At 39.7% G+C, this 22741-nt stretch carries 43 protein-coding genes; 35 read left to right on the top strand and 8 right to left on the bottom strand.

The features are described 5' to 3' along the window. Positions 1–91 precede the first annotated feature (91 nt). From moaC to tatC, 4 genes are read left to right on the top strand one after another with little or no spacing between them, the layout of a single operon-like run. Positions 92–583, top strand: coding sequence for a cyclic pyranopterin monophosphate synthase MoaC (moaC, locus tag FBF75_RS17795; RefSeq protein ID WP_052321021.1), 492 nt, complete (start codon positions 92–94; stop codon positions 581–583). Positions 584–598: 15 nt separating this feature from the next. Next, positions 599–1252, top strand: coding sequence for a redox-sensing transcriptional repressor Rex (locus tag FBF75_RS17790; RefSeq protein ID WP_008355687.1), 654 nt, complete (start codon positions 599–601; stop codon positions 1250–1252). A 27-nt stretch (positions 1253–1279) separates the two neighbouring features. Next, a complete protein-coding gene (locus FBF75_RS17785; RefSeq protein WP_012009077.1) occupies positions 1280–1459 on the top strand; it encodes a twin-arginine translocase TatA/TatE family subunit in 180 nt (59 codons plus the stop codon). Between the two features lie 6 nt (positions 1460–1465). Next, complete coding sequence (gene tatC, locus FBF75_RS17780; RefSeq protein ID WP_007496023.1) at positions 1466–2230, top strand: twin-arginine translocase subunit TatC; 765 nt, start codon at positions 1466–1468, stop codon at positions 2228–2230. A 39-nt stretch (positions 2231–2269) separates the two neighbouring features. On the opposite strand, the gene FBF75_RS17775 is transcribed toward tatC, so the two are convergent. Genes FBF75_RS17775 through FBF75_RS17765 form a run of 3 tightly spaced genes read right to left on the bottom strand, consistent with a single transcriptional unit; the run spans position 2270 to position 3879 of the window. Beyond that, on the bottom strand, positions 2270–2896 hold the full coding sequence (locus tag FBF75_RS17775) for an NUDIX hydrolase (protein ID WP_048002787.1): 627 nt from the start codon (positions 2894–2896) through the stop codon (positions 2270–2272). 57 nt (positions 2897–2953) lie between these two features. Beyond that, positions 2954–3148, bottom strand: coding sequence for a YdiK family protein (locus tag FBF75_RS17770; protein WP_017366710.1), 195 nt, complete (start codon positions 3146–3148; stop codon positions 2954–2956). Next, entirely contained in the window at positions 3145–3879 is a 735-nt protein-coding gene (locus tag FBF75_RS17765; protein ID WP_136945036.1) for a CPBP family intramembrane glutamic endopeptidase, read from the bottom strand. The genes FBF75_RS17770 and FBF75_RS17765 overlap by 4 nt, the downstream gene beginning before the upstream one ends. Positions 3880–4107: 228 nt before the next feature. Between FBF75_RS17765 and groES the strand changes: the two genes are divergently transcribed. Together groES and groL are read left to right on the top strand one after the other, a co-directional pair. Then, the gene (gene groES / locus FBF75_RS17760) at positions 4108–4392 is read left to right on the top strand and encodes a co-chaperone GroES (protein ID WP_003214120.1); all 285 of its coding nucleotides are present in this window, start codon (positions 4108–4110) and stop codon (positions 4390–4392) included. 56 nt (positions 4393–4448) lie between these two features. Next, on the top strand, positions 4449–6083 hold the full coding sequence (gene groL, locus FBF75_RS17755) for a chaperonin GroEL (protein ID WP_007496015.1): 1635 nt from the start codon (positions 4449–4451) through the stop codon (positions 6081–6083). Positions 6084–6158: 75 nt separating this feature from the next. On the opposite strand, the gene FBF75_RS17750 is transcribed toward groL, so the two are convergent. The 4 genes from FBF75_RS17750 to FBF75_RS17735 all read right to left on the bottom strand — a co-directional run bounded on the left by FBF75_RS17750 (position 6159) and on the right by FBF75_RS17735 (position 9609). After that, the gene (locus FBF75_RS17750; RefSeq protein ID WP_136945035.1) at positions 6159–7367 is read right to left on the bottom strand and encodes a site-specific integrase; all 1209 of its coding nucleotides are present in this window, start codon (positions 7365–7367) and stop codon (positions 6159–6161) included. A gap of 13 nt (positions 7368–7380) precedes the next feature. Then, a complete protein-coding gene (locus FBF75_RS17745; protein WP_136945034.1) occupies positions 7381–7854 on the bottom strand; it encodes an ImmA/IrrE family metallo-endopeptidase in 474 nt (157 codons plus the stop codon). A 510-nt stretch (positions 7855–8364) separates the two neighbouring features. Beyond that, positions 8365–8928 carry a DUF4352 domain-containing protein gene (locus tag FBF75_RS17740; protein ID WP_136945033.1) on the bottom strand — a complete coding sequence of 188 codons (564 nt, stop codon included), beginning with the start codon at positions 8926–8928 and terminating at the stop codon, positions 8365–8367. A gap of 306 nt (positions 8929–9234) precedes the next feature. Continuing rightward, complete coding sequence (locus tag FBF75_RS17735; RefSeq protein ID WP_136945032.1) at positions 9235–9609, bottom strand: helix-turn-helix domain-containing protein; 375 nt, start codon at positions 9607–9609, stop codon at positions 9235–9237. A gap of 168 nt (positions 9610–9777) precedes the next feature. Here FBF75_RS17735 and FBF75_RS17730 point away from each other — a divergent pair, with 168 nt between their 5' ends. The 16 genes from FBF75_RS17730 to FBF75_RS17660 all read left to right on the top strand — a co-directional run bounded on the left by FBF75_RS17730 (position 9778) and on the right by FBF75_RS17660 (position 17745). After that, positions 9778–10020, top strand: coding sequence for a helix-turn-helix domain-containing protein (locus tag FBF75_RS17730; RefSeq protein ID WP_136945031.1), 243 nt, complete (start codon positions 9778–9780; stop codon positions 10018–10020). 11 nt (positions 10021–10031) lie between these two features. Continuing rightward, complete coding sequence (locus tag FBF75_RS17725; protein ID WP_047947162.1) at positions 10032–10337, top strand: hypothetical protein; 306 nt, start codon at positions 10032–10034, stop codon at positions 10335–10337. Further along, complete coding sequence (locus tag FBF75_RS17720; RefSeq protein ID WP_110487437.1) at positions 10334–11080, top strand: Rha family transcriptional regulator; 747 nt, start codon at positions 10334–10336, stop codon at positions 11078–11080. The genes FBF75_RS17725 and FBF75_RS17720 overlap by 4 nt, the downstream gene beginning before the upstream one ends. 58 nt (positions 11081–11138) lie before the next feature. Further along, positions 11139–11708 carry a helix-turn-helix domain-containing protein gene (locus tag FBF75_RS17715; protein ID WP_136945030.1) on the top strand — a complete coding sequence of 190 codons (570 nt, stop codon included), beginning with the start codon at positions 11139–11141 and terminating at the stop codon, positions 11706–11708. Next, positions 11705–11989, top strand: coding sequence for a YqaH family protein (locus FBF75_RS17710; protein WP_136945029.1), 285 nt, complete (start codon positions 11705–11707; stop codon positions 11987–11989). Before FBF75_RS17715 ends, FBF75_RS17710 begins: the two co-directional genes overlap by 4 nt. A gap of 215 nt (positions 11990–12204) precedes the next feature. After that, positions 12205–12384, top strand: coding sequence for a hypothetical protein (locus FBF75_RS17705; RefSeq protein WP_098676743.1), 180 nt, complete (start codon positions 12205–12207; stop codon positions 12382–12384). A 1-nt stretch (position 12385) separates the two neighbouring features. Then, positions 12386–13336: a YqaJ viral recombinase family nuclease gene (locus tag FBF75_RS17700; RefSeq protein ID WP_136945028.1), complete on the top strand. Its 951-nt coding sequence runs from the start codon at positions 12386–12388 to the stop codon at positions 13334–13336. After that, the gene (recT, locus tag FBF75_RS17695) at positions 13329–14204 is read left to right on the top strand and encodes a recombination protein RecT (RefSeq protein ID WP_136945027.1); all 876 of its coding nucleotides are present in this window, start codon (positions 13329–13331) and stop codon (positions 14202–14204) included. The genes FBF75_RS17700 and recT overlap by 8 nt, the downstream gene beginning before the upstream one ends. Positions 14205–14365: 161 nt before the next feature. After that, on the top strand, positions 14366–15052 hold the full coding sequence (locus tag FBF75_RS17685; RefSeq protein WP_136945025.1) for a DnaD domain protein: 687 nt from the start codon (positions 14366–14368) through the stop codon (positions 15050–15052). Further along, on the top strand, positions 15042–15845 hold the full coding sequence (locus tag FBF75_RS17680) for an ATP-binding protein (RefSeq protein ID WP_169476133.1): 804 nt from the start codon (positions 15042–15044) through the stop codon (positions 15843–15845). Before FBF75_RS17685 ends, FBF75_RS17680 begins: the two co-directional genes overlap by 11 nt. A 13-nt stretch (positions 15846–15858) precedes the next feature. Then, a complete protein-coding gene (locus FBF75_RS19735) occupies positions 15859–16035 on the top strand; it encodes a hypothetical protein (protein WP_169476131.1) in 177 nt (58 codons plus the stop codon). Between the two features lie 93 nt (positions 16036–16128). Then, positions 16129–16347, top strand: coding sequence for a hypothetical protein (locus FBF75_RS17675; RefSeq protein ID WP_136945023.1), 219 nt, complete (start codon positions 16129–16131; stop codon positions 16345–16347). Positions 16348–16465: 118 nt separating this feature from the next. Continuing rightward, positions 16466–16921: a DUF1064 domain-containing protein gene (locus tag FBF75_RS17670; RefSeq protein WP_136945022.1), complete on the top strand. Its 456-nt coding sequence runs from the start codon at positions 16466–16468 to the stop codon at positions 16919–16921. Between the two features lie 113 nt (positions 16922–17034). After that, a complete protein-coding gene (locus tag FBF75_RS19730; protein ID WP_162842487.1) occupies positions 17035–17190 on the top strand; it encodes a hypothetical protein in 156 nt (51 codons plus the stop codon). 75 nt (positions 17191–17265) lie between these two features. Beyond that, the gene (locus FBF75_RS17665; protein ID WP_240692405.1) at positions 17266–17466 is read left to right on the top strand and encodes an XtrA/YqaO family protein; all 201 of its coding nucleotides are present in this window, start codon (positions 17266–17268) and stop codon (positions 17464–17466) included. A gap of 24 nt (positions 17467–17490) precedes the next feature. Next, complete coding sequence (locus FBF75_RS17660; RefSeq protein WP_136945020.1) at positions 17491–17745, top strand: hypothetical protein; 255 nt, start codon at positions 17491–17493, stop codon at positions 17743–17745. 16 nt (positions 17746–17761) lie between these two features. On the opposite strand, the gene FBF75_RS19725 is transcribed toward FBF75_RS17660, so the two are convergent. Beyond that, positions 17762–17902, bottom strand: coding sequence for a hypothetical protein (locus FBF75_RS19725; RefSeq protein ID WP_169476129.1), 141 nt, complete (start codon positions 17900–17902; stop codon positions 17762–17764). Between the two features lie 118 nt (positions 17903–18020). On the opposite strand from FBF75_RS19725, the gene FBF75_RS17655 reads away from it, so the two are divergent. The 13 genes from FBF75_RS17655 to FBF75_RS17610 all read left to right on the top strand — a co-directional run bounded on the left by FBF75_RS17655 (position 18021) and on the right by FBF75_RS17610 (position 22722). Then, positions 18021–18572, top strand: coding sequence for a dUTP diphosphatase (locus FBF75_RS17655; protein WP_136945019.1), 552 nt, complete (start codon positions 18021–18023; stop codon positions 18570–18572). Beyond that, complete coding sequence (locus FBF75_RS17650) at positions 18572–18940, top strand: hypothetical protein (RefSeq protein ID WP_136945018.1); 369 nt, start codon at positions 18572–18574, stop codon at positions 18938–18940. Before FBF75_RS17655 ends, FBF75_RS17650 begins: the two co-directional genes overlap by 1 nt. After that, entirely contained in the window at positions 18940–19065 is a 126-nt protein-coding gene (locus tag FBF75_RS19965) for a hypothetical protein (protein WP_257788744.1), read from the top strand. Before FBF75_RS17650 ends, FBF75_RS19965 begins: the two co-directional genes overlap by 1 nt. Then, a complete protein-coding gene (locus FBF75_RS17645; RefSeq protein WP_136945017.1) occupies positions 19062–19544 on the top strand; it encodes a hypothetical protein in 483 nt (160 codons plus the stop codon). Before FBF75_RS19965 ends, FBF75_RS17645 begins: the two co-directional genes overlap by 4 nt. After that, entirely contained in the window at positions 19541–19846 is a 306-nt protein-coding gene (locus FBF75_RS17640) for a hypothetical protein (protein ID WP_047946047.1), read from the top strand. The genes FBF75_RS17645 and FBF75_RS17640 overlap by 4 nt, the downstream gene beginning before the upstream one ends. Positions 19847–19859: 13 nt before the next feature. Beyond that, positions 19860–20132, top strand: coding sequence for a hypothetical protein (locus FBF75_RS17635; RefSeq protein WP_136945016.1), 273 nt, complete (start codon positions 19860–19862; stop codon positions 20130–20132). Continuing rightward, positions 20129–20539, top strand: coding sequence for a hypothetical protein (locus FBF75_RS17630; protein ID WP_136945015.1), 411 nt, complete (start codon positions 20129–20131; stop codon positions 20537–20539). The genes FBF75_RS17635 and FBF75_RS17630 overlap by 4 nt, the downstream gene beginning before the upstream one ends. Next, positions 20536–20934, top strand: coding sequence for a hypothetical protein (locus FBF75_RS17625; RefSeq protein WP_136945014.1), 399 nt, complete (start codon positions 20536–20538; stop codon positions 20932–20934). The genes FBF75_RS17630 and FBF75_RS17625 overlap by 4 nt, the downstream gene beginning before the upstream one ends. 11 nt (positions 20935–20945) lie before the next feature. Further along, positions 20946–21098: a hypothetical protein gene (locus tag FBF75_RS19720; RefSeq protein WP_169476127.1), complete on the top strand. Its 153-nt coding sequence runs from the start codon at positions 20946–20948 to the stop codon at positions 21096–21098. Continuing rightward, on the top strand, positions 21095–21394 hold the full coding sequence (locus FBF75_RS17620; RefSeq protein WP_136945013.1) for a hypothetical protein: 300 nt from the start codon (positions 21095–21097) through the stop codon (positions 21392–21394). Before FBF75_RS19720 ends, FBF75_RS17620 begins: the two co-directional genes overlap by 4 nt. 90 nt (positions 21395–21484) lie before the next feature. Beyond that, complete coding sequence (locus tag FBF75_RS19960) at positions 21485–21607, top strand: hypothetical protein (protein WP_276606740.1); 123 nt, start codon at positions 21485–21487, stop codon at positions 21605–21607. Between the two features lie 15 nt (positions 21608–21622). After that, on the top strand, positions 21623–22087 hold the full coding sequence (locus tag FBF75_RS17615; protein WP_071168002.1) for a hypothetical protein: 465 nt from the start codon (positions 21623–21625) through the stop codon (positions 22085–22087). A 371-nt stretch (positions 22088–22458) separates the two neighbouring features. Continuing rightward, complete coding sequence (locus FBF75_RS17610; protein ID WP_136945012.1) at positions 22459–22722, top strand: hypothetical protein; 264 nt, start codon at positions 22459–22461, stop codon at positions 22720–22722. Positions 22723–22741 lie beyond the last annotated feature (19 nt).

Here is a 22741-nt window from a genome sequence, read left to right as displayed (position 1 = left end):
AAACCGGCAAATCTTACATACGGCTGCCATGTTCAAATGAAAGACAGATAGGAAAAAATAGTGTATGATTTGAGTGAGGGAGCGTTGAAAGATGAGTCAATTTAGCCACTTTAACGAACAAGGAAGAGCAAAGATGGTCGACATTAGTGACAAATCGTCTACAGTGAGAACTGCCGTTGCTGTTTCAAGCGTTCGTATGATAAAAGAAGTATTTCATCAAATACAAAAGCATGACATTGGAAAAGGGGATGTACTATCTGTCGCACAAGTAGCTGGCATTATGGCAGCAAAGCAAACGTCCAGCATCATTCCAATGTGTCATCCGCTTGCATTAAAAGGTGTCGATATCTCCTTTGATTGGGAGGAAGACGGAAATGCGTACATTCTGAACATACAAGTACAGGTGAAAACAAAAGGAAGTACGGGTGTGGAGATGGAAGCGCTCACTTCTGCCTCAGTATGTGCACTGACCGTTTATGACATGTGCAAAGCAATAGACAAAGGGATGATCATCGGCCCGACCTATCTAGTAGAAAAAACAGGCGGGGAAAACGGTGATTTTCACAGAGCATCTGATATTTAAGTTGGAGGATCTTATATGAATATAGACCAGTCAAAAATTCCACAAGCGACAGCCAAACGTTTGCCGCTTTACTACCGTTTTTTAAAAAATCTGCATGCATCAGGAAAACAAAGGGTGTCATCGGCAGAGCTTAGTGATGCAGTCAAAGTGGATTCTGCCACGATTCGCCGAGATTTTTCTTACTTTGGTGCACTTGGGAAGAAAGGGTATGGCTATAATGTCGATTACCTCTTGACCTTCTTTAGAAAGACCCTTGACCAAGATGAAATGACGAATGTCATGCTCATCGGTGTCGGGAATTTAGGGACTGCTTTTTTACACTATAATTTCATTAAAAATAATAATACAAAAATTTCAATGGCTTTTGACGTCAATGAGAGTAAAATAGGAAGTGAGATAGGCGGCGTGCCTGTCTATGATTTGGATAAGCTTGAAGAGCATGTGCAAGAGGTAGGAGATATTCCTGTTGCGATTTTGACAGTGCCTGCCGTAGCAGCTCAATCCATTACAGATCGTTTGATTGCCCTTGGCATCAAAGGAATCCTTAACTTTACGCCGGCTCGATTGAATGTGCCGGAACACATTCGAATTCATCATATAGATTTGGCGGTTGAACTTCAGTCTCTTGTGTATTTCTTAAAGCATTACTCTGTTACACAGGAGGACTGACGAAAAGGGGTAAAGGGGGTGGAGCAAATGGGTCCGATTGGTCCTGGAAGTTTGGTTCTGATTGCGATTGTTGCGCTCATTATTTTTGGGCCGAAAAAGCTTCCTCAATTAGGAAGAGCAGCAGGAGATACATTACGTGAATTTAAAAATGCCACAAAAGGTTTAGCTGATGATCAGGAAGAAAATAAGAAAAAAGAAGATCAGTAGAATAGGATGAGCTTCATGAATGTCAAAGATATGCCGCTTATGGAGCACATTGTGGAACTGCGAAAACGTTTAGTGATCATTGCGATGTTTTTTGTTGCCTTTATGGTGGCAGGTTTTTTTCTCGCTAAGCCGGTCATTGTGTATTTACAAAATACCGATGAAGCGGCCACACTGACATTGAACGCATTTAAGCTCACAGATCCACTGTACGTGTTTATGCAGTTCGCTTTTGTCATTGCTCTTGTTTTGACGTGTCCCGTAATTTTATATCAGCTTTGGGCGTTTGTGAGTCCTGGCTTATATGAAAAAGAAAGAAAGGTGACACTTGCTTATATTCCGATTGCACTGCTTTTATTTTTGAGCGGTGTGGCTTTCTCTTATTTTATTTTGTTTCCATTTGTCGTCGATTTTATGATACGGATGTCAAATGATTTACATGTGGAGCAAGTGATTGGGATTCATGAGTATTTTACATTTCTGATGCAGTTAACACTTCCATTTGGCTTTTTGTTTCAGATGCCTGTCGTGTTGATGTTTCTCACAAGACTTGGCATCATCACACCGATGTTTTTATCAAAAATCCGGAAGTATGCCTATTTTGTCCTCCTTGTCATTGCCGCACTGATTACACCGCCAGAGATCGTTTCTCACCTCATGGTTACCTTGCCAATGCTCGTTTTGTATGAAGTGAGTATTGTCATTTCAAGAGTGACCTATCGCAAAATGCAGCAAACAGAGACAGAGGAGAAAGAAAATGATGTTGTCTCATAAAAAAGCATCGTGATCCAAATAGGGGTCACGATGCTTTTTCTATTGTGAAAGAAATTGATTGATTGCTTGAAAGAGATGCTCATAATAGGCAGGTTCATGCGGGACAAAATCATGTACATGGACCTCTCTCTTTTCCTCACGTCGCTTGCCGTCTGCATCCACTTCAAAGCCCTCGATGTTCATTTTTTCGCATTCTCTATTTAAAAGCTGCTGTGCATCCATCAGCCTTGCTCTATAAAGTCCAGCAACTTCTTCTTTCTGTAGATGGACATCCATGTGCTCTTTTTGATCCATATAAAGATACACATGGCAAAACTCACGATCGGTAAACGAAGGCAGATGGATTTCATCTTTAATGACACCAGCAAAGGTAAGGTTCTCAAACGAGATGGAGAGACCAAGCTCTTCTTCGACTTCTCTGATGCCGTCAGGAGGCTGTTCATCTGCGAGAAGGTGGCCTGCTGCTGTGATATCAAATAGAGATGGGAAATCCTTTTTGGCGGGACTCCTCAGCTGAAAATAGAGAAACACTGTGTCATCTTCCTTTTTTAAAAGCCAGAAATGAAAGGTTTCATGCCAAAGGCCCTCAGCATGGACATCAGATCGAGCGGCTGTACCAATCGTTTCATGCTGATTGTTCATGATGTTCAGTTTTTCGTGTTCCATGAAAACATGACCTCCATAAAAAAACCATTTTCCAAACGGCGGAAAATGGTTTTTTGTTTATTTTTGCTGCTGTTTTTTCATTTTGACAGAAAAAGCAAACATTTTTAACGCGATATTAATATTATAGGCCGCAAACACCATCAGCAAAATGCTGTAAAATGACCACATGTCACCTGGATTTTGAATGGCCATATAGGTGAACGCCACACCTACGGCAAAATAAATAATGCCCCATACGACAGGGTTTCTCATGAGAAAAAGCCTCCAATAATCATTTGCATTGTTTGAGATTGTTCTTCAATTATTTTTCTTACTGGCTCAATCTGCACAAGAATGACGAGCGAGTTCATCAGCATGTGTGCGCCGATTGGCACAATGATTCGTTTTGTTTTCGCATATAAAAAGGCGAATGTAAAGCCCATTGCAGTATAGAGCAAGATATGTGGGAAATCATTGTGTACAGCAGCAAAAACCACTGAACTGACAAGTGCGCCAATGAAAAAATTCGTTTTTTCATAAACCACACCAAAAATGATTTTTCGGAAAATGATTTCTTCTAATATCGGTCCAATCAGAGCGATGACGATGACAAGCCATGGAACTGCATCCATAATGGCTAAAATGTTTTGAGTATTTTCGGATTCTCGGCTAATGCCAAATGCATATTGTTCAATCGCCCCCGCAATGGATTGTGCAAAGAGGGAAAGAAAGAAACCGCCAATGATCCAAGCGATTGCCGCGCCGACTGATGCCGGTGCTTCATTTCGAAGTGATGTTTTTGGCACAGTCCGAAGGATGAGCAGAATAATGATTAATCCGACACAGAAGCTAATGATTGTCCAGGTTCCTGACAATTCAGAGAGCTCTGCTTGTGTCATCGGTGTCTGAATGTATCCTAACCATTTCATAATGAACACATAAGGAATCGCAGAAACCTGCACCAATATATACGTTAAGATGATGTACCAATATTGTTTTTTCAAGTAACGAAAACCCCTTTACTAAAAGAACTAGATTTATTGTAACACAAGTCTTCTTTTTCGTTGAAAAGGAAAGAATCGGTGATAAAAAAAGATCATGAAAGCGTAAAAATTTTTAAAGGTTTTTACTTGAAATTACAGAAGACATTCTTTATTATAATAAATGTGTTAGCACTCGCTAGTGATGAGTGCTAAAAAAACTACATATAAAAATTGAGGAGGTTGTTTCTTATGTTAAAGCCATTAGGCGATCGCGTAATCATTGAACTCGTTGAATCTGAGGAAAAAACCGCTAGCGGTATTGTCTTACCGGATTCTGCAAAAGAAAAACCGCAAGAGGGTAAAATTGTTGCAGCAGGTTCAGGTCGTGTACTTGAAAGTGGTGAGCGCGTTGCGTTAGAAGTAAACACAGGCGACCGCATTATCTTCTCAAAATATGCAGGTACTGAAGTGAAATATGAAGGAAAAGAATATTTAATCCTTCGTGAAAGCGACATTTTAGCTGTTATTGGTTAATCACATAAACAAAGATTGAGATATATTTCTAAAAAGACTGAGGAGGTTTCGTTATTATGGCAAAAGATATTAAGTTCAGTGAAGAAGCACGTCGTGCGATGTTACGTGGTGTAGATGCACTTGCAGATGCTGTAAAAGTAACTTTAGGACCTAAAGGACGTAACGTGGTTCTTGAGAAAAAATTCGGTTCTCCACTTATCACAAATGATGGTGTAACGATTGCAAAAGAAATCGAATTAGAAGATGCATTTGAAAACATGGGTGCAAAACTTGTGGCTGAAGTTGCAAGCAAAACAAACGATGTAGCTGGTGACGGTACTACTACTGCAACGGTTCTAGCTCAAGCGATGATCCGTGAAGGTCTTAAAAACGTAACAGCTGGTGCAAACCCTGTTGGCGTTCGTAAAGGAATCGAAGAAGCAGTGAAAGTAGCACTTGAAGGCTTGCATGAGATTTCTAAACCAATCGAAGGTAAAGAATCAATTGCTCAAGTTGCGTCTATTTCTGCAGCAGATGAAGAAGTCGGCAGCCTAATTGCTGAAGCGATGGAGCGTGTAGGAAACGACGGCGTCATCACAATTGAAGAATCTAAAGGTTTCACAACTGAGCTTGAAGTGGTTGAAGGAATGCAGTTTGACCGTGGATACGCTTCACCATACATGGTTACTGATTCTGATAAGATGGAAGCGGTTCTTGAAAATCCTTACATCTTAATCACTGATAAAAAGATCACAAACATTCAAGAAATCCTTCCTGTACTTGAGCAAGTCGTACAACAAGGAAAACCATTATTGATCATTGCTGAAGATGTAGAAGGCGAAGCACTTGCAACACTTGTTGTGAACAAACTTCGTGGAACATTCAACGCAGTGGCTGTAAAAGCACCTGGATTCGGTGATCGTCGTAAAGCAATGCTTGAAGACATCTCTGTTCTAACAGGCGGGGAATTAATCACAGAAGACCTAGGACTTGACCTGAAATCAACTGAAATTGGTCAGCTTGGCCGTGCGTCTAAAGTGGTTGTCACAAAAGAAAACACAACGATCGTAGAAGGATCAGGAGATTCTGCTCAAATCGCAGCACGCGTGAACCAAATTCGTGCGCAAGTAGAAGAAACAACTTCTGAATTCGATAAAGAAAAATTACAAGAACGTCTTGCAAAACTAGCTGGCGGCGTTGCTGTCATCAAAGTTGGTGCTGCAACTGAAACAGAACTAAAAGAACGTAAACTACGCATTGAGGATGCACTGAACTCAACTCGTGCAGCAGTTGAAGAAGGTATCGTATCCGGTGGTGGTACAGCACTTGTGAATGTATACAATAAAGTTGCTTCCATCGAAGCTGATGGTGACGTTCAAACAGGTGTGAACATCGTTCTACGTTCTCTTGAAGAGCCAATTCGTCAAATCGCTCACAACGCAGGTCTTGAAGGATCAGTCATCGTTGAGCGCTTGAAAAACGAAGAAATTGGCGTAGGCTTTAACGCAGCAACAAACGAATGGGTAAACATGATCGAAAAAGGAATCGTTGACCCAACAAAAGTAACTCGCTCTGCACTTCAAAACGCAGCTTCTGTAGCAGCTATGCTTCTTACAACTGAAGCAGTCGTAGCTGACAAACCAGAAGAAGGCGGCTCAGGCGGCGGAATGCCGGATATGGGCGGCATGGGCGGTATGGGTGGCATGATGTAACACCCCCGAAAACCCCTTGAAATATAGGGGTTTTTGTTATGTCTTTATAAAATTGGTCACAATTTGGTCACGGAACTATGAAGATTGGATTTTTAATGAGAGATCATTAACAAAAGAATTAAACTTTTCTGATGTTCTTTCTCTCACTTTTTTTGTAGTGTGTAAATAAACTTTACGAGTAATGTCATCATTTCCGTGACCAAGTATTTTTTGAATCTCTTCAAGAGGAACATTTGCTTCGGCGGCTAATGAAGTAAATGTATGTCTAAATGTATGCTGAGTTATTTTTTTATTTAGATCCATTCTTTTTAAAATTCGCCTCATACGTGTATCGAATTTCTTTATGTTTTCTGGATGACCATCTGCTCGTGCGAAAATAAAGTCTTCATCACTAAACGTTCTGCCATTCGCAAATGCTATTTTTGCTTGTTTCAGTTTCAGTCGTTTAAGTAGAGCGGCCAGAAAGTCAGACAGAGGAACTTCTCTTATAGCTGCAGGTGTCTTTGGTGTTAAAAGCTGATAGTCACTTGCTTTATTAGAAGGGCAGAACAATGTTTTGGTTATCCGTAATGTCTTGGTTTCATCCTCCAGGTCTAAGTCTTTCCATTTTGCCGCAAGCCTTTCTCCGGCTCTTGTACCTGTAAATGCAGCCATACAAAAATATTCAAAGTCGAGAAGAAGACCATGTTTTTCAGTGAGATCAAGAAACTGCACAAGTTCATCACCTTCTAGGAAGTTTTCCACTTCATTTGAAGATTCTATTTGTTCGACCGTGACTTGTGGTTTTTGAGGTTTTGCAAATTCAGTCGGGCTTTTTAAAATAATATCTTCTTGTCGAGCATATTTGAAAATCATGCTTGCGGTGGTGTGAATGCCGCTTATTGTATTAAATGAATATTCTTTGGAATTTAGGTAATCTAAAAAATCCTGATAAACAGCACGATTAATATCTTTTATTTTCATATGACCGAAATAATCGACAAGATGGTCTATTTCACTTTTTCTTGCTCGAAGTGTACTGATTTTAACTGTTTTCTGATACTCTCTGTACCAGAGTTTCTGCAAATCAGAAAACAGTATTTTCTCTTTATCCAATACTAATCCAGAAGACAACTTTGATTTTAGCTGTGAATATGCTTCTTCTGCTTCTTTTTTAGTTTTGAATCCTCTTCGTTTAATTTGTCTGCGCTTGCCAGTCCTCGGATCATGGCCATCATCCATTACAAAATACCATGTATAACCTTTAGCAGCCTTTTTTGATTTTTCTTTTTTGTAAGCAACCATTAAAATTCTCCTCTCAATAATATTTGATTTTATTGTAATACAGGCACAGCCTGCGTTTTGCAAATTCACAAGTGACTTTAAAGATGTCCGCAACAAGAAGCGCTGCTTTGTTTTGGTCAGGTGGCAAACTCAAACTTTTCAACATAAAACTTGGTACACAAAAGTGATATGCAAAATACGTTGCCTGTCTCTCGTTGTATTCATTCCATGTGCCGGGCATAATTTTGATATCGTTCTCATGTCTGTATATATGACACAATTCATGTGCGAAATCTAACCATTGCTCTTGCCTCGTTTTTCTTTTATCTAGAACAATCACATATTTATTAAGTGCCCGAAAACCAAAGCTTTTTTGTGGACTGAATCTTACGTTTAAACCCAAAGATTCGGCAATCTGTTCAAAATTAATTTGATGAGAGTGTTGAATATTAATACTTCTGTAGAGATCTTCAATCCATTCTTCTAAATGACTTTTGACATACCCCATGATGAGTTGATCCCCTCCAAAATATCTATATTTTCACTTTGGGAAAAATATGGTCTTTCATGTAATTATAGGAGAAGCTTGTCATATTTTGTACTGGAAATAGAGACCAATTTTCTGCAAACTTCGACAAAATTTAGAACGTGTGTTCTGTTTTTGGTTTTAAAAAATAGCCCGATGTTACAGGGCGTTATTCAGCTTTTTTCCATTCAATGTCTTTAAAAAAGAAGATAGCTGTGAAACTTATGATAATGATTAAAAGCACGAAGTTTTCTCTCATGTCTGGTCTGTAGAAGTATTGGTGATAAGTCCAAAAAACTGCACCAATGATCAAAAAGAAAAGCTGTAATAAGAAACCAAACATTTCATCATTCTCCCGTTCTAAAGATAAATCCCTACACAAAACCATTATTTGTATATATTGTATAACTTTTATGATATTTCAATTTCAGGATAAAATCAATATAGGGAATGTATGTTCTTGTTTTATTTTTAAAAAAGAAGCCCGAAGGCTTACTTAGATAATTTGATTGTGCCAGTCTGAGTGCCAAAAACGCCAGTCTGTACTTCTAATTTCAAATCTTTAGCTTCCGCTACTTTTGCAGGGACATCAAAAACAACTTTACCCTTCATTTCAACATCCGGGTTTAAATCTTGCATTAAAAAGCTGTTATCAATTGATCCATCTTCTTTTTGGTTAGCTGATATACTGGCAGTGGAATCAGCTTCATATGTCTTTTTCCCGCGTTTAAGTTTGAAGAATGAGGCATCGACCATGATCTTTTCATTTCCGGTATTTTTTAAATCAGCTTCAATGATAAGGTATTTACCATTCGCAGTTTCCGGGGCAATTGAAGGACCCACTTTTTCAGAAGTTGATTTTGATTTAATGTTGTATACCATATCACCAACTTTAACATCGGTGTTCATTTTAGCTTCCTTAGTTTTCTTTTTGTCTTCTTTCTTCGTTTCTTTAGATGACTCACTGTTACTAGCTGAAGAAGTGTCTTCTGATCCGCATGCTGCAAGTGCAAGTGTTAAACCCAATGCTAAAAACAATACAAGTAATTTTTTCAAAACAAATTCCCCTTTTAAACATAATTTTTATATAAACGATCAATCTCTCTATCTACAGATCGGTATATACTCATTCAATATTTCAACAAATATCGAAAATTTTTACATCTTTATACAAGATTTATACTGTAATTTTTACAGCAGAACCTTCAATTGAGAAAAAATGATTGTAGACTCTACTGTAATTTTTACAGTTGAATGGTCGTTCAATTGTAGGTATTACTGTAATTTTTACAGCAGAACCTTCAGCATTAATTAAACTAAACTAAACATAATAATAAATATTTATATATAAGCATTTTTGAATTATTTGTTGCGGCCTTTATTTTTTTTTAATTCTTCTAGAATGTACTCCAAAACATATTCCTGCATCTCAGGTGTAATTTTTCCGTCAGAAGCAGCAATGAATGTCTCAGGACTGTCTAATACCTTTAATGCCTGATCCATCAAGTCACCCTTGTGAGGATTTGAAGAAGAGTTAAGTTCTTTTCCCGTTAGCAGATAGTCAGTTGTTACTTCAAAAAACTCCGCTATTTTGATTAATGTTTCATAATCGGGATTTCTAAAACCACGTTCATAATTGGATAAATTTTGATGTGGAATGTTTAATTTATCAGCAAGAGCTTTTTGTGTGAGTTTTTTAGCTTCTCTCAAAGCTCTTATGCGTGCTCCCAGAGCCATTTTTATTCCTCCAAGATATTCATACTTTCTACAAATTGTACAACATTCTTCAATATGAGTAAAAAAAATAAACGAAAAGTATAATTTTTTATTGACATATACGAAACGAAGAATTAATATAGGGTTAACAGCAAGTTCTTCAATTCGTATATAAGGGGGTGTATCTACATGAAAGTAAATGAAAAGTTACGCAACATTCGTAAATCAAAGGGAATGACTCAAAAATTCGTAGCGCAAGAACTAAATGTCCCTATAGCTACTTACAACTCATATGAACTTGGCAGACGAAAGATTCATGTTGAATTGTTAAAAGATATTGCTTGTGTATTAGACGAACCGATCCAAAATTTTTTTGTGAACAAAATATACGAAACGAAGAATTATAAGGATCAAAAATCAAATACCGCATAGGAGGTTTTAACATGTTGAACATCGACCATGAAGCCTTTAAGGAAATGTTCAGAGAAATCATTGCGGAAGAAGTTGCTAAAGCGATGCAGGATTTTAGAACAACTCAACTGCCGCCAATGCTAACGAAAAAACAGCTTATGGAGCTATTCAACATTAAAGATACAAAGGCTTCACAGCTTTTAAACCGTGAAGACTTTCCGGTATTTAGAGAAGCGGGTCTATTAATTCCAACACACTTGCTTTTCAAGTGGATTGAAAACAATACCCGCTGGATTAACGAAAACACAGATTACTTCAAGAAAGGAGCCACAGCATGAGCGAACTCGTTTTCGTTGAAGGAAATCAAGTTGTTACAGACAGCCTCACGATCTCAAAAGTTTTTGATAAAAGACATGACTTTGTTTTACGAGACATTGAGGTTCAAATCGAAAAGTTGAAACAAGCTGGTGAAACAGATTTTTCACTCCTCAACTTTGAGGAGTCAACTTATGAGAATGAACGAAAGCGAAAATACCGCAAATACAACTTAACAGAAGATGCTTTTGCTTTGGTTGCTATGTCTTATACAACACCGTCAGCAATGAAAATGAAAATCCGGTTTATCAATGAATTTAAGAAAATGAAAAGCTACATTCAAGAAATGAATGCTCCTTCTTACATGATTGATGATCCTGTCAGCCGTGCAAAGCGTTGGATCGCCGAGCAAGAAGAGAAGCAACAGTTACAACGAACACTGCAAATTCAAGAACCACTCGTTAACTTCGCTGAAAGCTGTATGGCCTCAGAAAAGTCGCTATTAGTTCGTGAGGTTGCAAAGCTGGCATCAAAGCAAGGCATCCTCATAGGCGAAAGAAAACTATTTCAACAACTAAGAGAATGGAAATTGATTTTCAGCCACAAGAATGAGCCTTATCAAGAGTATGTGAACCGTGGTTATTTTGAAATTGCTCAAGGTGTCCGAGAAGTAAATGGTTCATCGAAAGCATGGCTCACAATGAAGATCACGCCAAAGGGACAAGCTTACATCATCAACCGTTTGAAAAAGCAGCAGGCCAGTTGAGCCTGTCCCTTAATTAATATTTTACCAATAAAAATCGAATAAAGAAGGATGGGAACAAATGCAGAACAGCCCGTATAATCAGCGGAATTTACCTGAAATCATGAGGAGAGTGAGAAAAGAAGCCGGATATTCGCAGTATCAGCTAGGCACTTTAATCGGAGGGCGTGATCAGAGGAATGTATCAGATATTGAGAATGGCTATGTCAGACCTACACCTGAATTGTGCATCAACTGGTTCAAAGCTTGCGAAGCATACGAACATATTGATCTCGTACATTACATTTTCAAGCTTCACCCAATGGCAGCCGCACCAATTAATCCCGCCTTGAATGATTGCGCTCATAAGGCCCTAATCAACTTAGTACAGGAAATGAAAGACGCACAAAAGGCTATCAATGACCTTGCTGAATGGTTAAACAATACCCGCCCAGGCAAGCATGGGGAACTTCCGATGCAGGCTATCAAGCAAATATACGACCTGACACAAGCAAACAAAACACTCATGTACTCAATGGCTCGTGAGTTTGGCTTAAAAATAACAGACCTAACTGAGAAATGGTCTAAAAAGGCCATTGTCGCAGAGGTAGCAATGCACAAAAGACAGGATAGGGAGGCTGTATTGGTATGAATCAATCTGTTTTAAACAAAATCCAGGTCATCCGTGAAGATATTCCGAAGGCTGTAATTCTCATGGAGAGCATTGAATTCCTTATGGGAAATCTACAAAAATTTTATGAACTAGGAATGATTGAAGAAGTAACAAGCATTGCCGCTAACATCAAAACCTATAGCGAAGAACTAGCAAGATTGAACAACAAAGGTCGGTTGTATGAAATAGCGAAAGAAATGCAAATTCGGGGAATTAAGATTTCGGTGGTTACAGGCATGGTAAAGGAGCGAGACAATTGAATATTGAGCATCCGATGATCACACAAATTAATAGCTTTGGTTATCCGAAAGACTACTGGAAGGACGAAGCGGAGCGCAATGGATATGAAGATGAAGAAGATGAAGACAAATAAAAAAACCCGCTTTGGAGAGCGAGTTTTGAAAAGGTGTACTGCTTCGATTAGGTACCGACAGTATACCAAATCTTTAACAAAAATTCAATGGAGGTATACACGATGTCAAAATATCAAATCAGTTTTGATCACCGCCGTGAAGCACAGGAGCGTTTGGAGCAGGCAGGCGGTTGGATCGACTATAAAAAAGGATTACCGGTCTTCTGCTTCCCAAATGCTCAAGCAAAACAAAAATACATCCAATTGGGGCAGGCGGCATATCGCCAAAAGGTAGGTATGTAGTATGCAAGCGAAGGTCCTTATTTCAACCGAGAAGATGACAGAAGAGCAATGGCTTGAGGCTAGACGTGCAGGTATAGGGGGTTCAGATGCCGCCGCCATTGCTGGAATGAGTAGATGGAGATCACCCGTTTCAGTTTACTTGGATAAATTGGGCCAGTCACCAAAGGAAGATGAAGCAGGAGAAGCCGCATATTGGGGCCACGTACTCGAAGAAGTGGTCGCAAGAGAGTTTAGCAACCGTACTGGAAAGAAGGTCCGTCGAAAAAAGGCTATATTACAACACCCTCTATATCCTTTCATGCTTGCAAACGTTGATAGATTAATTGTCGGTGAAAATGTAGGGCTTGAATGCAAAACGGCCTCTGAATACTTGAAAGAAGAATGGACGGGAGAAGAGATTCCAGACGCTTATCTGATCCAGTGTCAACATTACATGGCTGTGACAGGTTATAAAGCATGGTGGATCGCTGTTCTGATCGGCGGAAACAAGTTCATTTATAAAAAAGTCGATCGTGACGAGGAATTGATAGGTTACTTGATTCAGATTGAAAAAGACTTTTGGGAGAATCACGTTCAAAAGCAAGAGCCGCCAATGTTTGACGGTTCAGATTCATCAACAGAATTACTTAATCACATGTACCCCATTGGAATTGACGAGGAAACTAGCCTGCCTTTAAAAGCGGATGAAATCATAGTCCGACTAAAAAGCGCAAAAGAAGAAAAGAAAGAAATTGATGAACGAATTAAAGCAGATGAAAATCAGCTAAAAGCCATGCTAGGAGAAAATGAAATCGGTCTTGCTACTAAACATCGGGTGACTTGGAAGACCATTCAAACAAACCGCTTTAATACAAAGAAGTTCGCCAGTGAACATCCTGAATTATTTGAGGAATTCAGCGACACGAAACCGCAGAGAAGATTTTATATAAAGGAGAGCGTAGACAATGGCTAAAAACGAAGATATTCGGAATCAGCTGGCAAACAAAGCAGCCAATAACGTTCAGCAGCAGGAGGATAAACCTAAAACAATTGCTGACTACTTGGCTTCAATGCAGCCGGAATTACAAAAGGCATTGCCTGAACACATGACACCTGAAAGGCTGACTAGGATCGCACTAACGACAATCAGAAGTAACCCGCAATTGCAACAATGTTCACCCGCTTCATTGTTGGGGGCTGTCATGCAGTCCGCACAACTAGGATTAGAACCTGGATTAATAGGTCATTGCTACTTTGTCCCTTTCAATAAAAAGATCAAGGGGCAAAATGGTGAGAAGGATAAATGGACGAAAGAAGTTCAGTTCATCATCGGATATAAGGGCATGATCGACCTTGCTAGACGTTCTGGTCACATCGAAAGTATCTATTCTCATGTTGTTTATGAAAAGGACCAATTCGAGTATGAACTAGGGTTAAATCCGAAGTTAATTCACAAGCCAGCAACTGGGCATAGAGGTGAAATGACTCATGTATATGCAGTGGCTCACTTCAAAGATGGCGGTTATCAATTCGAGGTTTTCAGCAAACAAGATGTTGAGGCTGTTCGTGAACGAAGCAAGTCAAAGGATAGTGGCCCGTGGCAAACAGATTATGAAGAAATGGCGAAGAAAACTGTCATTCGCCGCATGTGGAAGTACCTGCCTATCAGTATTGAAATTCAGCAGTACGCAGCGCAAGACGAAACGGTACGAAAAGATATTACCCAAGAAGCAAAGTCGGTTTATGACGAGGAAGTCCTTGATATGCCGTACAGTGTAGAACCAACTTTAGAAAGCCCGAATACGGAGCAAGTGGATGAAAACCGAAGCCCATTTGATTAAAGTTCCTATCCCTTATTGCTACACATGGATGGTCAAAGGCACTTCCGATCCTTTCAAATTAGCAGAAGACTATGTGAAAGATTACATCAAGACTAATGAGCCTGATATGCGCTTTGTTCGCATACAGGGCTTGTATGCATTATGTGAAAGGAGGTAGGGGCTTGAACTACCTAAAAGAAATAAACGGCTTCATGCGTTGGCTTGAAACGTCACCATTGAAGCCAACTACACAAGCACTGTGGTTACAGCTCATGGACATTAACAACGGTTGCAACTGGCGAGAGTGGTTTACGGTTAGTAATACAACTTTAGTGGCACGATTAAATGTCTCGGAGAAAACGGTTCTTGAGCATCGAAAGATCCTAGTCGAAGCAGGGAGAATCGAATACATCCCGCAAGGAAAGAAAGCCGGACGTTACCGCATAATCAGCCTCGAAAACGCCGCAAGCCCTGTACCTGAAAAGCCAAAAGAAGAAAAACCAACACGACAGGAGGACGAGCAACCTATGAACGCATTTGAATTTTATGAAAGCCACTTTGGAGGAACACTAAACAGCTTTGTTAGTCAACGAATTGGTGACCTGATAGACGATTTTGGAGAAGAAAACGTGATTAAAGCAATGGAAGTCACCTTGAAAAACGGCGTTCAGAACATCAAATATGTTCAGCGGGTCCTTTCAAATCAGCGGGCACAAGAAGGAGTGAAGAAAGATGCAGAGTATGGGCGATACCTTAAAGTCGTTGGAGAAAGCAAATCCAGCACTAGCGAAGAGACTGAGAGACTCCAAGAAATTGCAAGAAGAAAAGGTCTATCCGGTCAGGTACGAGACACTCACTGTGATTTCTGAAGAACATTGCATGTATGGGAAATGCGATGGGTCGGGGTTGATATGGATTATAGATCATGAGGAAAACAAAGAGTTTATGAAAGAGTGCCCGTGTAAAGAAGTGAAAAAGCTCTCAAATAGGCTTATGAGCGCAAGACTACCGGAAGAGTTCAAAGACGCTTCTCTAAACTCTTTTGATATCAATGTTTACGAAAAACCCGAATCCAAAGAGCGAGCAGCCAATGCAAAAAGGGTTGCTAAAAACTACATTTTGAAATTTGAAAAGATGCGGGAGCTTGGAAAAGGCTTGTATTTCTTTAGTAAAGAGAAAGGCAGCGGAAAGACAAGGCTTGCTGCCAGTATTCTTCATGCGATAACCAAAACTCATGACAAGGTTTATGACAAAGAAACCAAAAAGTACAAACAACTTAAAATCATCTATTCGTCTACAGCCGATCTAATCGGAGAAATAAAGAGCACGTTTGATAACGAATCGAAGGTGAAGAGTACCGACATTATAGATGCGGTCAAGACAGCGGATCTTGTTGTCCTAGATGATATTGGGGTTGAAAAGGTAACTGATTTTGTTGAAGAAACATTCACACGTATTCTTGATTACCGACTTCAAAACAAGAAGCCTACGATTCTTACAAGCAATTTAAGTATAGATGATCTTGACACAGTTTATAAAAGTGGTCGGATCAGTAGCAGAATTGAAAAACTGGCGTTCCCTGTGATTATGCCAGATGAAAAGATTCGTAAAAAGATAGCGCAAAAAGAAAATGAAGACCTGCTTTTGGAACTATACGAGTAAAGGAGAATGTCAGATGTGCAACACATGCAATGGCGAGAAAGTCGTCATAAACGAAAATACTTTCATGGCGGGCTACTATCCATGTCCTGAATGTAACACCACAGGACGTAAGCAGAGCCTAAAGCCAGTCATTGAAATGTTAGATCGAATGTTAGTGGAAGCAAGAGCGCTGGAAGGAAAGACAGCATGAAGACGATGGCCGCAATAATCACTATCGCTTTAACAGCATCATCAAGAGAAAGGAAGCTCCTGCAATGGCTGCGGGATGACGGGAGGTAAGCGAATGAAGCAGGTAAAGTTTAAATTTGGTGACATCATCGAAAATGGATGGGCTGGCACAATGAACCCAACCAAAATAGGAATTTTTGTGAGGCATAAACGGAGAACAATTGAGTTAACAGACGGTGAAGGAAAGTTTTGGGAAGTCTACCACAATTCAGACCACAGAAACACTAGAATCGGAAGCATCTATGAAAACCCGGAGTTGTTTACAGAAAAATAATGAATCCTAGCATCACTGAACTACTGAAACGAACCAACCTAAACGAATCAGAAAAAGAAAAACTCGTTGCCGAACTGAAAAAGCACTTCCAGCAACGGAAAGCGAGGATCAACAAAACATGTCCAATAAATACGGCGCACACAAAACGATAGTAGACGGCATCACCTTCGACAGTAAGGCAGAAGCCAAATACTATCAGCAATTGAAATGGCTCAAGCAAGCCAAGCAGATAAAAGACTTTTCATTGCAGCCACGCTTTGAACTGCAAGAAACCTTTAAGAAACACGACAAGACTTTTCGGAAGATTGAATATATTGCAGATTTTGAGGTCACTAATCTCGATGGATCGAAAGAAGTAATCGACATCAAAGGCATGGAAACAAAGGAGTTTGCCATCAAGCGAAAGCTGTACGAACGCAAATTTGATACGCCGCTAAAGGTCATTGCTTTTGATCGGTCACTAGGATTTATCGAGCTGGACAAACTCAAAAAGCTGAAAAGGAAGGCGGGGAAACCAACTGTTAAACGTGGTAATAGCAGACGATCGTCCGTTGTGGGTAAGGCAGGAAGATAAGCTTATGGCCTGTATGACACGTTGCAAGCAGTTCAAACAATGCTCAAGCCGCTTCGGAGCAGATTGCAAAAGGATGGGCGGAGCAGAAATACCGAGAATCGGAGGTGGAAAGCATGAGCGGAAAGCCTAACAATCCATATGCTGCGGGTCCGGTCATCGAGTGGAAGATGACAAAGGAAGAGCTTGAGGCGTATCTAGCAAAGCACCCGATTGTGTATAGAGAAGAACTAAAACCGTCACCATCATACCAGATGGATAAATGGGCATAAAAAAACACCGAAGCCGCTGCTCCAGTGCTAATTAAATCTCACACTTTAATTATAACACATGGGGGCATGAAGCGGATGAAACCAACTGAAATTAAAGACTTTGATACAACACTTCAAAGCGCAATAGAACCTGGGAAGGTCCGCATCATCGTGATTGATGGCACGCAAGGAACAGCCCACATCACAGACGCACCTGAACACGGAAAAACAATCATTCAAACTGCTAAAGGTCACTTTGCAAGAGTTGACCATGAAATAGGATTCAAGATCAAATAATTTTACTTCGGAGGTTAAGAGATTATGAGTCTACCAAAACACGTCGAGCTTTCACAGGCCGTCAAAGCCTGCAAAAATCAAGCGATGACAATAGATGATGCAGCTGCTGAAATTAGAGTGCCTGGCTATGTGGTGCCGATGCTGGTACGCAAAAATGATGATCTCGTGATAGAAGGTAACGTGGTCATGGCAAAGCGCGAGTCAAACGGACCTGTAATACTCACGGTGCTTGGGTTCATGGCAATTATCGTGATCGCTGGGTTGATAGGTGGACTTTGACAATAAAGAGCAGGGATTACCAAGTCCCTGCAAAGATTAATAATATTATTATTCCTAAAAAAGATAATGGTACTAAACCAAGTTCAAAAAATTTTTCAGTAACTCTTTGAACATAACTTCTAATTGTTTCGATAATATCTTCCAAATAATGTTGCATTTATTCACCGCCTTTCAATCTATCTAATTTTAACAGGCAAACGGATGCTTTTAGATTAAAAGAAAATTACGGAATGATTACAAATATATAGAAGCCTATCGGCTTAGGAGGAAACGGAATGAACTTATTAAAAATGTTTGAAATGCAAAAAGGGTTAGATGAACGGATCATCCGAGAAAAAGGGCTGGAAGGTCAAGACCTGCTGCCCGGACTTATCTTGGCTTTACAAGTTGAACTAGCGGAATGTGCTAACGAGTGGCGTGGCTTTAAGTTCTGGAGCAATGACCAGCAGCCGAGGGAAGAAAAGTTACTCGAAGAATACGTGGACTGCTTACACTTTATCTTGAGCATCGGTAATCAGATTGCATATTTAAATGCTAATGATGTTACTGATTTGCAATTTATAGCTGTTGAGCACAGGGGTGTGTCTGCTTTCAGGGATTTGTTCAATTCCATTTCATCACTTAGCGGAGAATTAAGGGGTGAATCAATATATTTGTCTTCACATGATAAATATTTCAAACGGAAATTTATTGAGCGTCATTATCAAGAAATCTTTCTGAGATTTAACGCATTGGGAAATTATCTAGGCTTCACCCCTGACCAAATTGAAAAAGCATACATTGACAAAAACGCCGTCAATCATAAGCGGCAGCAGGAGGGTTACTGATGAACTACTCACTATATTTGATTGACGACAGACTCATTATTGATCTTGGACAGGGCGAAAAGAGTCAGCACAAAGCATTTAGTGGAGTGCCTGAATTAGTAGAAACACACAATTTCTATCAAGAACCAATCGGACAAGTTGAAATAAGCGATGAGCAACTAGCAAAGATCGAGCTTGATTTTCATAATGGCGGCTTGTGTGATTATTGCGGAGAATCAGCAAACAAAGTACGTCCTTCTCCTTTTATGGGCGACACCAGAAGCATGTGTAAAGACTGCTGGGACATGACAATGAAAGAGTATGCAGCATCACATGATGAGCATATTCCTCAATTTGAAGATTACCCTCACTGGAAGGAACAAGCCTGATGGAGAAAAGAGAAGAACTCAAAGAGTTGCTGGAACACTTGTCTTGCGAAAAAAACCTTTTGGCGCAGCAGAGGATTATTAGAGAAATTTTGAAAATGTTCGATGAGAAGGAGGAAAAACGATGAACGAAAACAATCCGATTATTTCAAAAGTGATTGAAAAACTACAACGGCAGCAGGAAAAAGGCCTGCAAAAGTACGGTGAGGAAGTCAAAACCTCCTCCTATGATTTGAAAGGCTGGATGAAACACGCTCAAGAAGAGACGCTTGATTTTGCGACATATCTCGAATCTGCAATTCAGCTACTTGAGGAACAGGCTAAAAGCAAAAAAGAAGAAATGAAGTTTTATGAGGTGAACGAGCCGTATTACGCACTGATCAAAGCGAAAAACGATGAAAATGCTATGACAATCTATACTGATGTTGTCGCTGATGATGATGGCGGATTATCAGAAGAAATAACCGAAGTTACAGAAGCATATGCAACAATCATATACAGCCGAGTAAATGGAGAGGACAACAATGTGATCCCGGTCAAAGAAGTGCTTGAGCATTTAACAAACGAAGAAGAAATGGTACTGATCATTGACGGGAGCTTGCTATGAGGAAGGAAAATGAAATCATTCGAGTTCAGCTTTTCTATATGGGCTTACCGATAGAAGAAAGTTTTTTCTTAAACATCGAGAATGCCGAAAAACGCTTTGACCAACACATAAAGGATCATTCTAATGATCTAGCATCAAAAGAGGATTTACACGGGTCAGAACCATTAAAAATAAACACAAAAATTAACGGTAGAGACAAGGAAGCCACAATGCACGTTTGGAACAAAGTATCATCCGAACATGATGAGTATGATATTGAACCAATGTCCGTTTTACTGGAATTCATAAAAGCTGAGGATTGAAAGGGGAATGAAGATGAAAACTAAAAAAATCAAACTGGAAATTGAAGAGACACTAAAATACCACCGTAGCGTGCTTATTGAGATTCCAGAAGATATACCAGAAGGTGCACTTAATGCTGTTCTTGATGATGCTGAAAAGACTTCATCGAGCGGACAAGATGTGTCTTATGTTCTTGAAAAGACGAAATGGTTAAAAGTTTTGGAACGTTCAGATGACGATTATCGAAGTCCATATAGCGTAGAAGTAGAGATTCATGATATGAGTGAAGTGAGGGATGACAAATGAAAAAACTACTAATCACACTAACTATTATTATTGCGGCGGTGCTTTATGCGCCGTCTGCTGCGGCAGTAACGAGCGGATATAAAACAATTGGAGGGCATACAGTCAGCGTATCGACGGATGCCAATTCATACACACAGAGAGCCAAAAGCATTGATGTCACAGCACGCAAAACAGGAAGTGAAACGGTCTATTATCGCTTCACGCTACAAAAGAAGGTGAGCGGCAAATGGAAAGATCAGCGGTTTAGTCTCGTTGGATCGTTTAAGTCCGCCACGCCAGCAAAAGAGTTTTACATCGTCAATCACACTGCTGGTACGCACCGTATCAAGATGACCATATATAAGAACAGCAATTGGACAGGCGTTAAGGGGTACATTTATACGCCAGCTTTCGAGGTGAGGAAATGAAAATAACAGTTAACGAACAACCTCAACGCTTTTATTTAGCTACAGAAAAGCTTTGGAAACCAATGGTCGGCCATGAGATCAGGGTTGGTAAATATAGATTTTGTGCCATTCCGATGGATGGACATATCAATATTACTGAGGTTACGTCCGGTTGTAAAATGCTCGCGATACCTTTAGGTGTAGGGATTATGCTAAAAACAGAAACGAAAGAAGGTGCAATGGCTTTTCTCTGCAATGTCGGGGAATCATTAGTACGCATTGTAAACATAAAGGACTATGACGAACAACTCGAAAAGATGAAAAAAATGGCTATTGAAAAATTAGGAGACATGCCACCAATCGAAGATGTTGATATGGATTGGATTTTTGAAGATGAAAGCGGCGTATTAAATTAGGAGGTAGCGGAATGACAATCAAATTTGATAGATCAGAACTAGCGGCTATCAAGGACAACATTCTCTTTACAGAAATGAACGGGCACGATCTAAATGAAATCGAAAAAGGGATATTAGCTAAGGTTGAATCTGCTATGTATTCAGAAGCAGAGGAAATGGAATGACAATTCAAAATGTTGATCTATGGATGGTATCCGACTACCAAGAGGGTGTTGTCGGCATATACGCAGACGAACAAGAAGCCGTAAAGGTTTATGAAAAAACAAAAAAGTTACTTAGACAGTATATTCATGATACTAACAATGAGTTTGATGGCGATGAACGCGTCATACTATCAAAAATTGTTAAGCAATTATACTCGCACGATACGGGGGAACCTGTAACAAAGGAAGATCAAGAAGGAAATGAAGTAGAAACAGGAAAAACTTACTGGGATTTCAAAGAAGAGACATACGAATAAGTCCAAGACGGAGAGCCTGCGGACACTGATCAACACCTTTACGGGTGCTGGTTGGTGTCCGTTTTTTATTTGTCTGAACGGAGGATGAACATGAAGAAGGAGAAACCGAAAAAACAGCCGCAGCAGCTTACTGACAGAGATTTAAGAGAGCTGATGGGGCAAAACATGCAGCGGTTAAAAAGAGCCAAAGGCGGGGCTTATAAACGTAAATAAAGGGAGGGAATATAGATGACAGATCAAATGATTGCTTGGAAGGTAGAAGAATGGATTAGAGACTATGAATTTATGTTACGAGAGATCGACAGGCTCACTAGGCTCCTGAACCGTGTTGAATTCGCTGGAGGTCAAAAGCTAACGGCAACATACGGTGATGAAGCTGCAATGCCTAAAGGATCAGCAGGAATAAGCCAAGCTGAACTAAGACATCTTGACCGCAGAGAAAAGCGACTGCTCAAATACGAAGCTATTGCTAATTTCCTTAATAAAGCCGTGGACCAAATGCAAGAGGAAAGACATTTAATCGTTTATGACTGCATGATGACTGGAATGAGTTACACCGCTATATCAGATCACCTTGAATGCTCAAGAGACACAATTAGAAAAATCAAAACTGAAATAATCGGCAACATCGTCAAAGAAGTCAAGAAAGTCAATTTTCTTCAACATTTGAAATCACTTAAAACCGCAGTGTAAACTTGAAGGCAGGACGGGGAGGCATAATTTCCCGTGTCACCACAAATTAATATATTTTCACTTGCTCTTGCGAGCTAAAATAAAAAAACCTCTCTCCTATCGGAGAAAGGCGTGAGCGATCGCAATGATTACTGACACCGCAAACGCTCTGGAAATTTTAATGTGGATTTCCATAACCACACCCCCATCTAGGCGAGGAGGATTTCGGCGTTTTCGGACTAATCCGAGAGACACCGCCCTCTCCCAGCTTAAAAAGCTTAGTTTGATTTTAATATAAAAACAAAACGATCATATAGTAAATTCGTTCGACAAATTTCGCGAATAGTTCCATGTGCTTACTTTCTGCCGATATAAAGGCGGGAGGTGAAAAGATGGAAGATATAATGCGATCTGTTAAATGGAGATCTATTGATAAAAATACAAACTCAATTTTTGTCATTGATGAAAACAGTACTGTCGACATTACAGAAGAATTTAAGAAAGAAGAATTACTTTTAACAGACAGTTTTGTTAGATACAGTATAAATCCATACAACGATATGGGATCTGTTGATTATTATGAAATTTCCAAAAAGGTATTGTCTCCAAAGGGAAATTTACTTATATTTGCTGAAAGAACAACAACACAATTGTAAGATATCGAAAGCATCCTGC

This window comes from Bacillus sp. S2(2019), from assembly GCF_005144805.1.
GTDB lineage: Bacteria > Bacillota > Bacilli > Bacillales > Bacillaceae > Bacillus > Bacillus altitudinis.
This window is presented reverse-complemented; position numbering and strand designations above follow the sequence as displayed.

What these genes read in the sequence shown, in the direction of transcription:
- moaC (WP_052321021.1), top strand. Translation starts at nt 92, where the DNA reads ATGAGTCAATTTAGCCACTTTAACGAACAAGGAAGAGCAAAGATGGTC.
- FBF75_RS17790 (WP_008355687.1), top strand. Translation starts at nt 599, where the DNA reads ATGAATATAGACCAGTCAAAAATTCCACAAGCGACAGCCAAACGTTTG.
- FBF75_RS17785 (WP_012009077.1), top strand. Translation starts at nt 1,280, where the DNA reads ATGGGTCCGATTGGTCCTGGAAGTTTGGTTCTGATTGCGATTGTTGCG.
- tatC (WP_007496023.1), top strand. Translation starts at nt 1,466, where the DNA reads ATGAGCTTCATGAATGTCAAAGATATGCCGCTTATGGAGCACATTGTG.
- FBF75_RS17775 (WP_048002787.1), bottom strand. Translation starts at nt 2,896, where the DNA reads ATGGAACACGAAAAACTGAACATCATGAACAATCAGCATGAAACGATT.
- FBF75_RS17770 (WP_017366710.1), bottom strand. Translation starts at nt 3,148, where the DNA reads ATGAGAAACCCTGTCGTATGGGGCATTATTTATTTTGCCGTAGGTGTG.
- groES (WP_003214120.1), top strand. Translation starts at nt 4,108, where the DNA reads ATGTTAAAGCCATTAGGCGATCGCGTAATCATTGAACTCGTTGAATCT.
- groL (WP_007496015.1), top strand. Translation starts at nt 4,449, where the DNA reads ATGGCAAAAGATATTAAGTTCAGTGAAGAAGCACGTCGTGCGATGTTA.
- FBF75_RS17750 (WP_136945035.1), bottom strand. Translation starts at nt 7,367, where the DNA reads ATGGTTGCTTACAAAAAAGAAAAATCAAAAAAGGCTGCTAAAGGTTAT.
- FBF75_RS17745 (WP_136945034.1), bottom strand. Translation starts at nt 7,854, where the DNA reads ATGGGGTATGTCAAAAGTCATTTAGAAGAATGGATTGAAGATCTCTAC.
- FBF75_RS17735 (WP_136945032.1), bottom strand. Translation starts at nt 9,609, where the DNA reads ATGGCTCTGGGAGCACGCATAAGAGCTTTGAGAGAAGCTAAAAAACTC.
- FBF75_RS17730 (WP_136945031.1), top strand. Translation starts at nt 9,778, where the DNA reads ATGAAAGTAAATGAAAAGTTACGCAACATTCGTAAATCAAAGGGAATG.
- FBF75_RS17725 (WP_047947162.1), top strand. Translation starts at nt 10,032, where the DNA reads ATGTTGAACATCGACCATGAAGCCTTTAAGGAAATGTTCAGAGAAATC.
- FBF75_RS17720 (WP_110487437.1), top strand. Translation starts at nt 10,334, where the DNA reads ATGAGCGAACTCGTTTTCGTTGAAGGAAATCAAGTTGTTACAGACAGC.
- FBF75_RS17715 (WP_136945030.1), top strand. Translation starts at nt 11,139, where the DNA reads ATGCAGAACAGCCCGTATAATCAGCGGAATTTACCTGAAATCATGAGG.
- FBF75_RS17710 (WP_136945029.1), top strand. Translation starts at nt 11,705, where the DNA reads ATGAATCAATCTGTTTTAAACAAAATCCAGGTCATCCGTGAAGATATT.
- FBF75_RS17705 (WP_098676743.1), top strand. Translation starts at nt 12,205, where the DNA reads ATGTCAAAATATCAAATCAGTTTTGATCACCGCCGTGAAGCACAGGAG.
- FBF75_RS17700 (WP_136945028.1), top strand. Translation starts at nt 12,386, where the DNA reads ATGCAAGCGAAGGTCCTTATTTCAACCGAGAAGATGACAGAAGAGCAA.
- recT (WP_136945027.1), top strand. Translation starts at nt 13,329, where the DNA reads ATGGCTAAAAACGAAGATATTCGGAATCAGCTGGCAAACAAAGCAGCC.
- FBF75_RS19735 (WP_169476131.1), top strand. Translation starts at nt 15,859, where the DNA reads ATGTGCAACACATGCAATGGCGAGAAAGTCGTCATAAACGAAAATACT.
- FBF75_RS17675 (WP_136945023.1), top strand. Translation starts at nt 16,129, where the DNA reads ATGAAGCAGGTAAAGTTTAAATTTGGTGACATCATCGAAAATGGATGG.
- FBF75_RS17670 (WP_136945022.1), top strand. Translation starts at nt 16,466, where the DNA reads ATGTCCAATAAATACGGCGCACACAAAACGATAGTAGACGGCATCACC.
- FBF75_RS19730 (WP_162842487.1), top strand. Translation starts at nt 17,035, where the DNA reads ATGAGCGGAAAGCCTAACAATCCATATGCTGCGGGTCCGGTCATCGAG.
- FBF75_RS17665 (WP_240692405.1), top strand. Translation starts at nt 17,266, where the DNA reads ATGAAACCAACTGAAATTAAAGACTTTGATACAACACTTCAAAGCGCA.
- FBF75_RS17660 (WP_136945020.1), top strand. Translation starts at nt 17,491, where the DNA reads ATGAGTCTACCAAAACACGTCGAGCTTTCACAGGCCGTCAAAGCCTGC.
- FBF75_RS19725 (WP_169476129.1), bottom strand. Translation starts at nt 17,902, where the DNA reads ATGCAACATTATTTGGAAGATATTATCGAAACAATTAGAAGTTATGTT.
- FBF75_RS17655 (WP_136945019.1), top strand. Translation starts at nt 18,021, where the DNA reads ATGAACTTATTAAAAATGTTTGAAATGCAAAAAGGGTTAGATGAACGG.
- FBF75_RS17650 (WP_136945018.1), top strand. Translation starts at nt 18,572, where the DNA reads ATGAACTACTCACTATATTTGATTGACGACAGACTCATTATTGATCTT.
- FBF75_RS19965 (WP_257788744.1), top strand. Translation starts at nt 18,940, where the DNA reads ATGGAGAAAAGAGAAGAACTCAAAGAGTTGCTGGAACACTTGTCTTGC.
- FBF75_RS17645 (WP_136945017.1), top strand. Translation starts at nt 19,062, where the DNA reads ATGAACGAAAACAATCCGATTATTTCAAAAGTGATTGAAAAACTACAA.
- FBF75_RS17640 (WP_047946047.1), top strand. Translation starts at nt 19,541, where the DNA reads ATGAGGAAGGAAAATGAAATCATTCGAGTTCAGCTTTTCTATATGGGC.
- FBF75_RS17635 (WP_136945016.1), top strand. Translation starts at nt 19,860, where the DNA reads ATGAAAACTAAAAAAATCAAACTGGAAATTGAAGAGACACTAAAATAC.
- FBF75_RS17630 (WP_136945015.1), top strand. Translation starts at nt 20,129, where the DNA reads ATGAAAAAACTACTAATCACACTAACTATTATTATTGCGGCGGTGCTT.
- FBF75_RS17625 (WP_136945014.1), top strand. Translation starts at nt 20,536, where the DNA reads ATGAAAATAACAGTTAACGAACAACCTCAACGCTTTTATTTAGCTACA.
- FBF75_RS19720 (WP_169476127.1), top strand. Translation starts at nt 20,946, where the DNA reads ATGACAATCAAATTTGATAGATCAGAACTAGCGGCTATCAAGGACAAC.
- FBF75_RS17620 (WP_136945013.1), top strand. Translation starts at nt 21,095, where the DNA reads ATGACAATTCAAAATGTTGATCTATGGATGGTATCCGACTACCAAGAG.
- FBF75_RS19960 (WP_276606740.1), top strand. Translation starts at nt 21,485, where the DNA reads ATGAAGAAGGAGAAACCGAAAAAACAGCCGCAGCAGCTTACTGACAGA.
- FBF75_RS17615 (WP_071168002.1), top strand. Translation starts at nt 21,623, where the DNA reads ATGACAGATCAAATGATTGCTTGGAAGGTAGAAGAATGGATTAGAGAC.
- FBF75_RS17610 (WP_136945012.1), top strand. Translation starts at nt 22,459, where the DNA reads ATGGAAGATATAATGCGATCTGTTAAATGGAGATCTATTGATAAAAAT.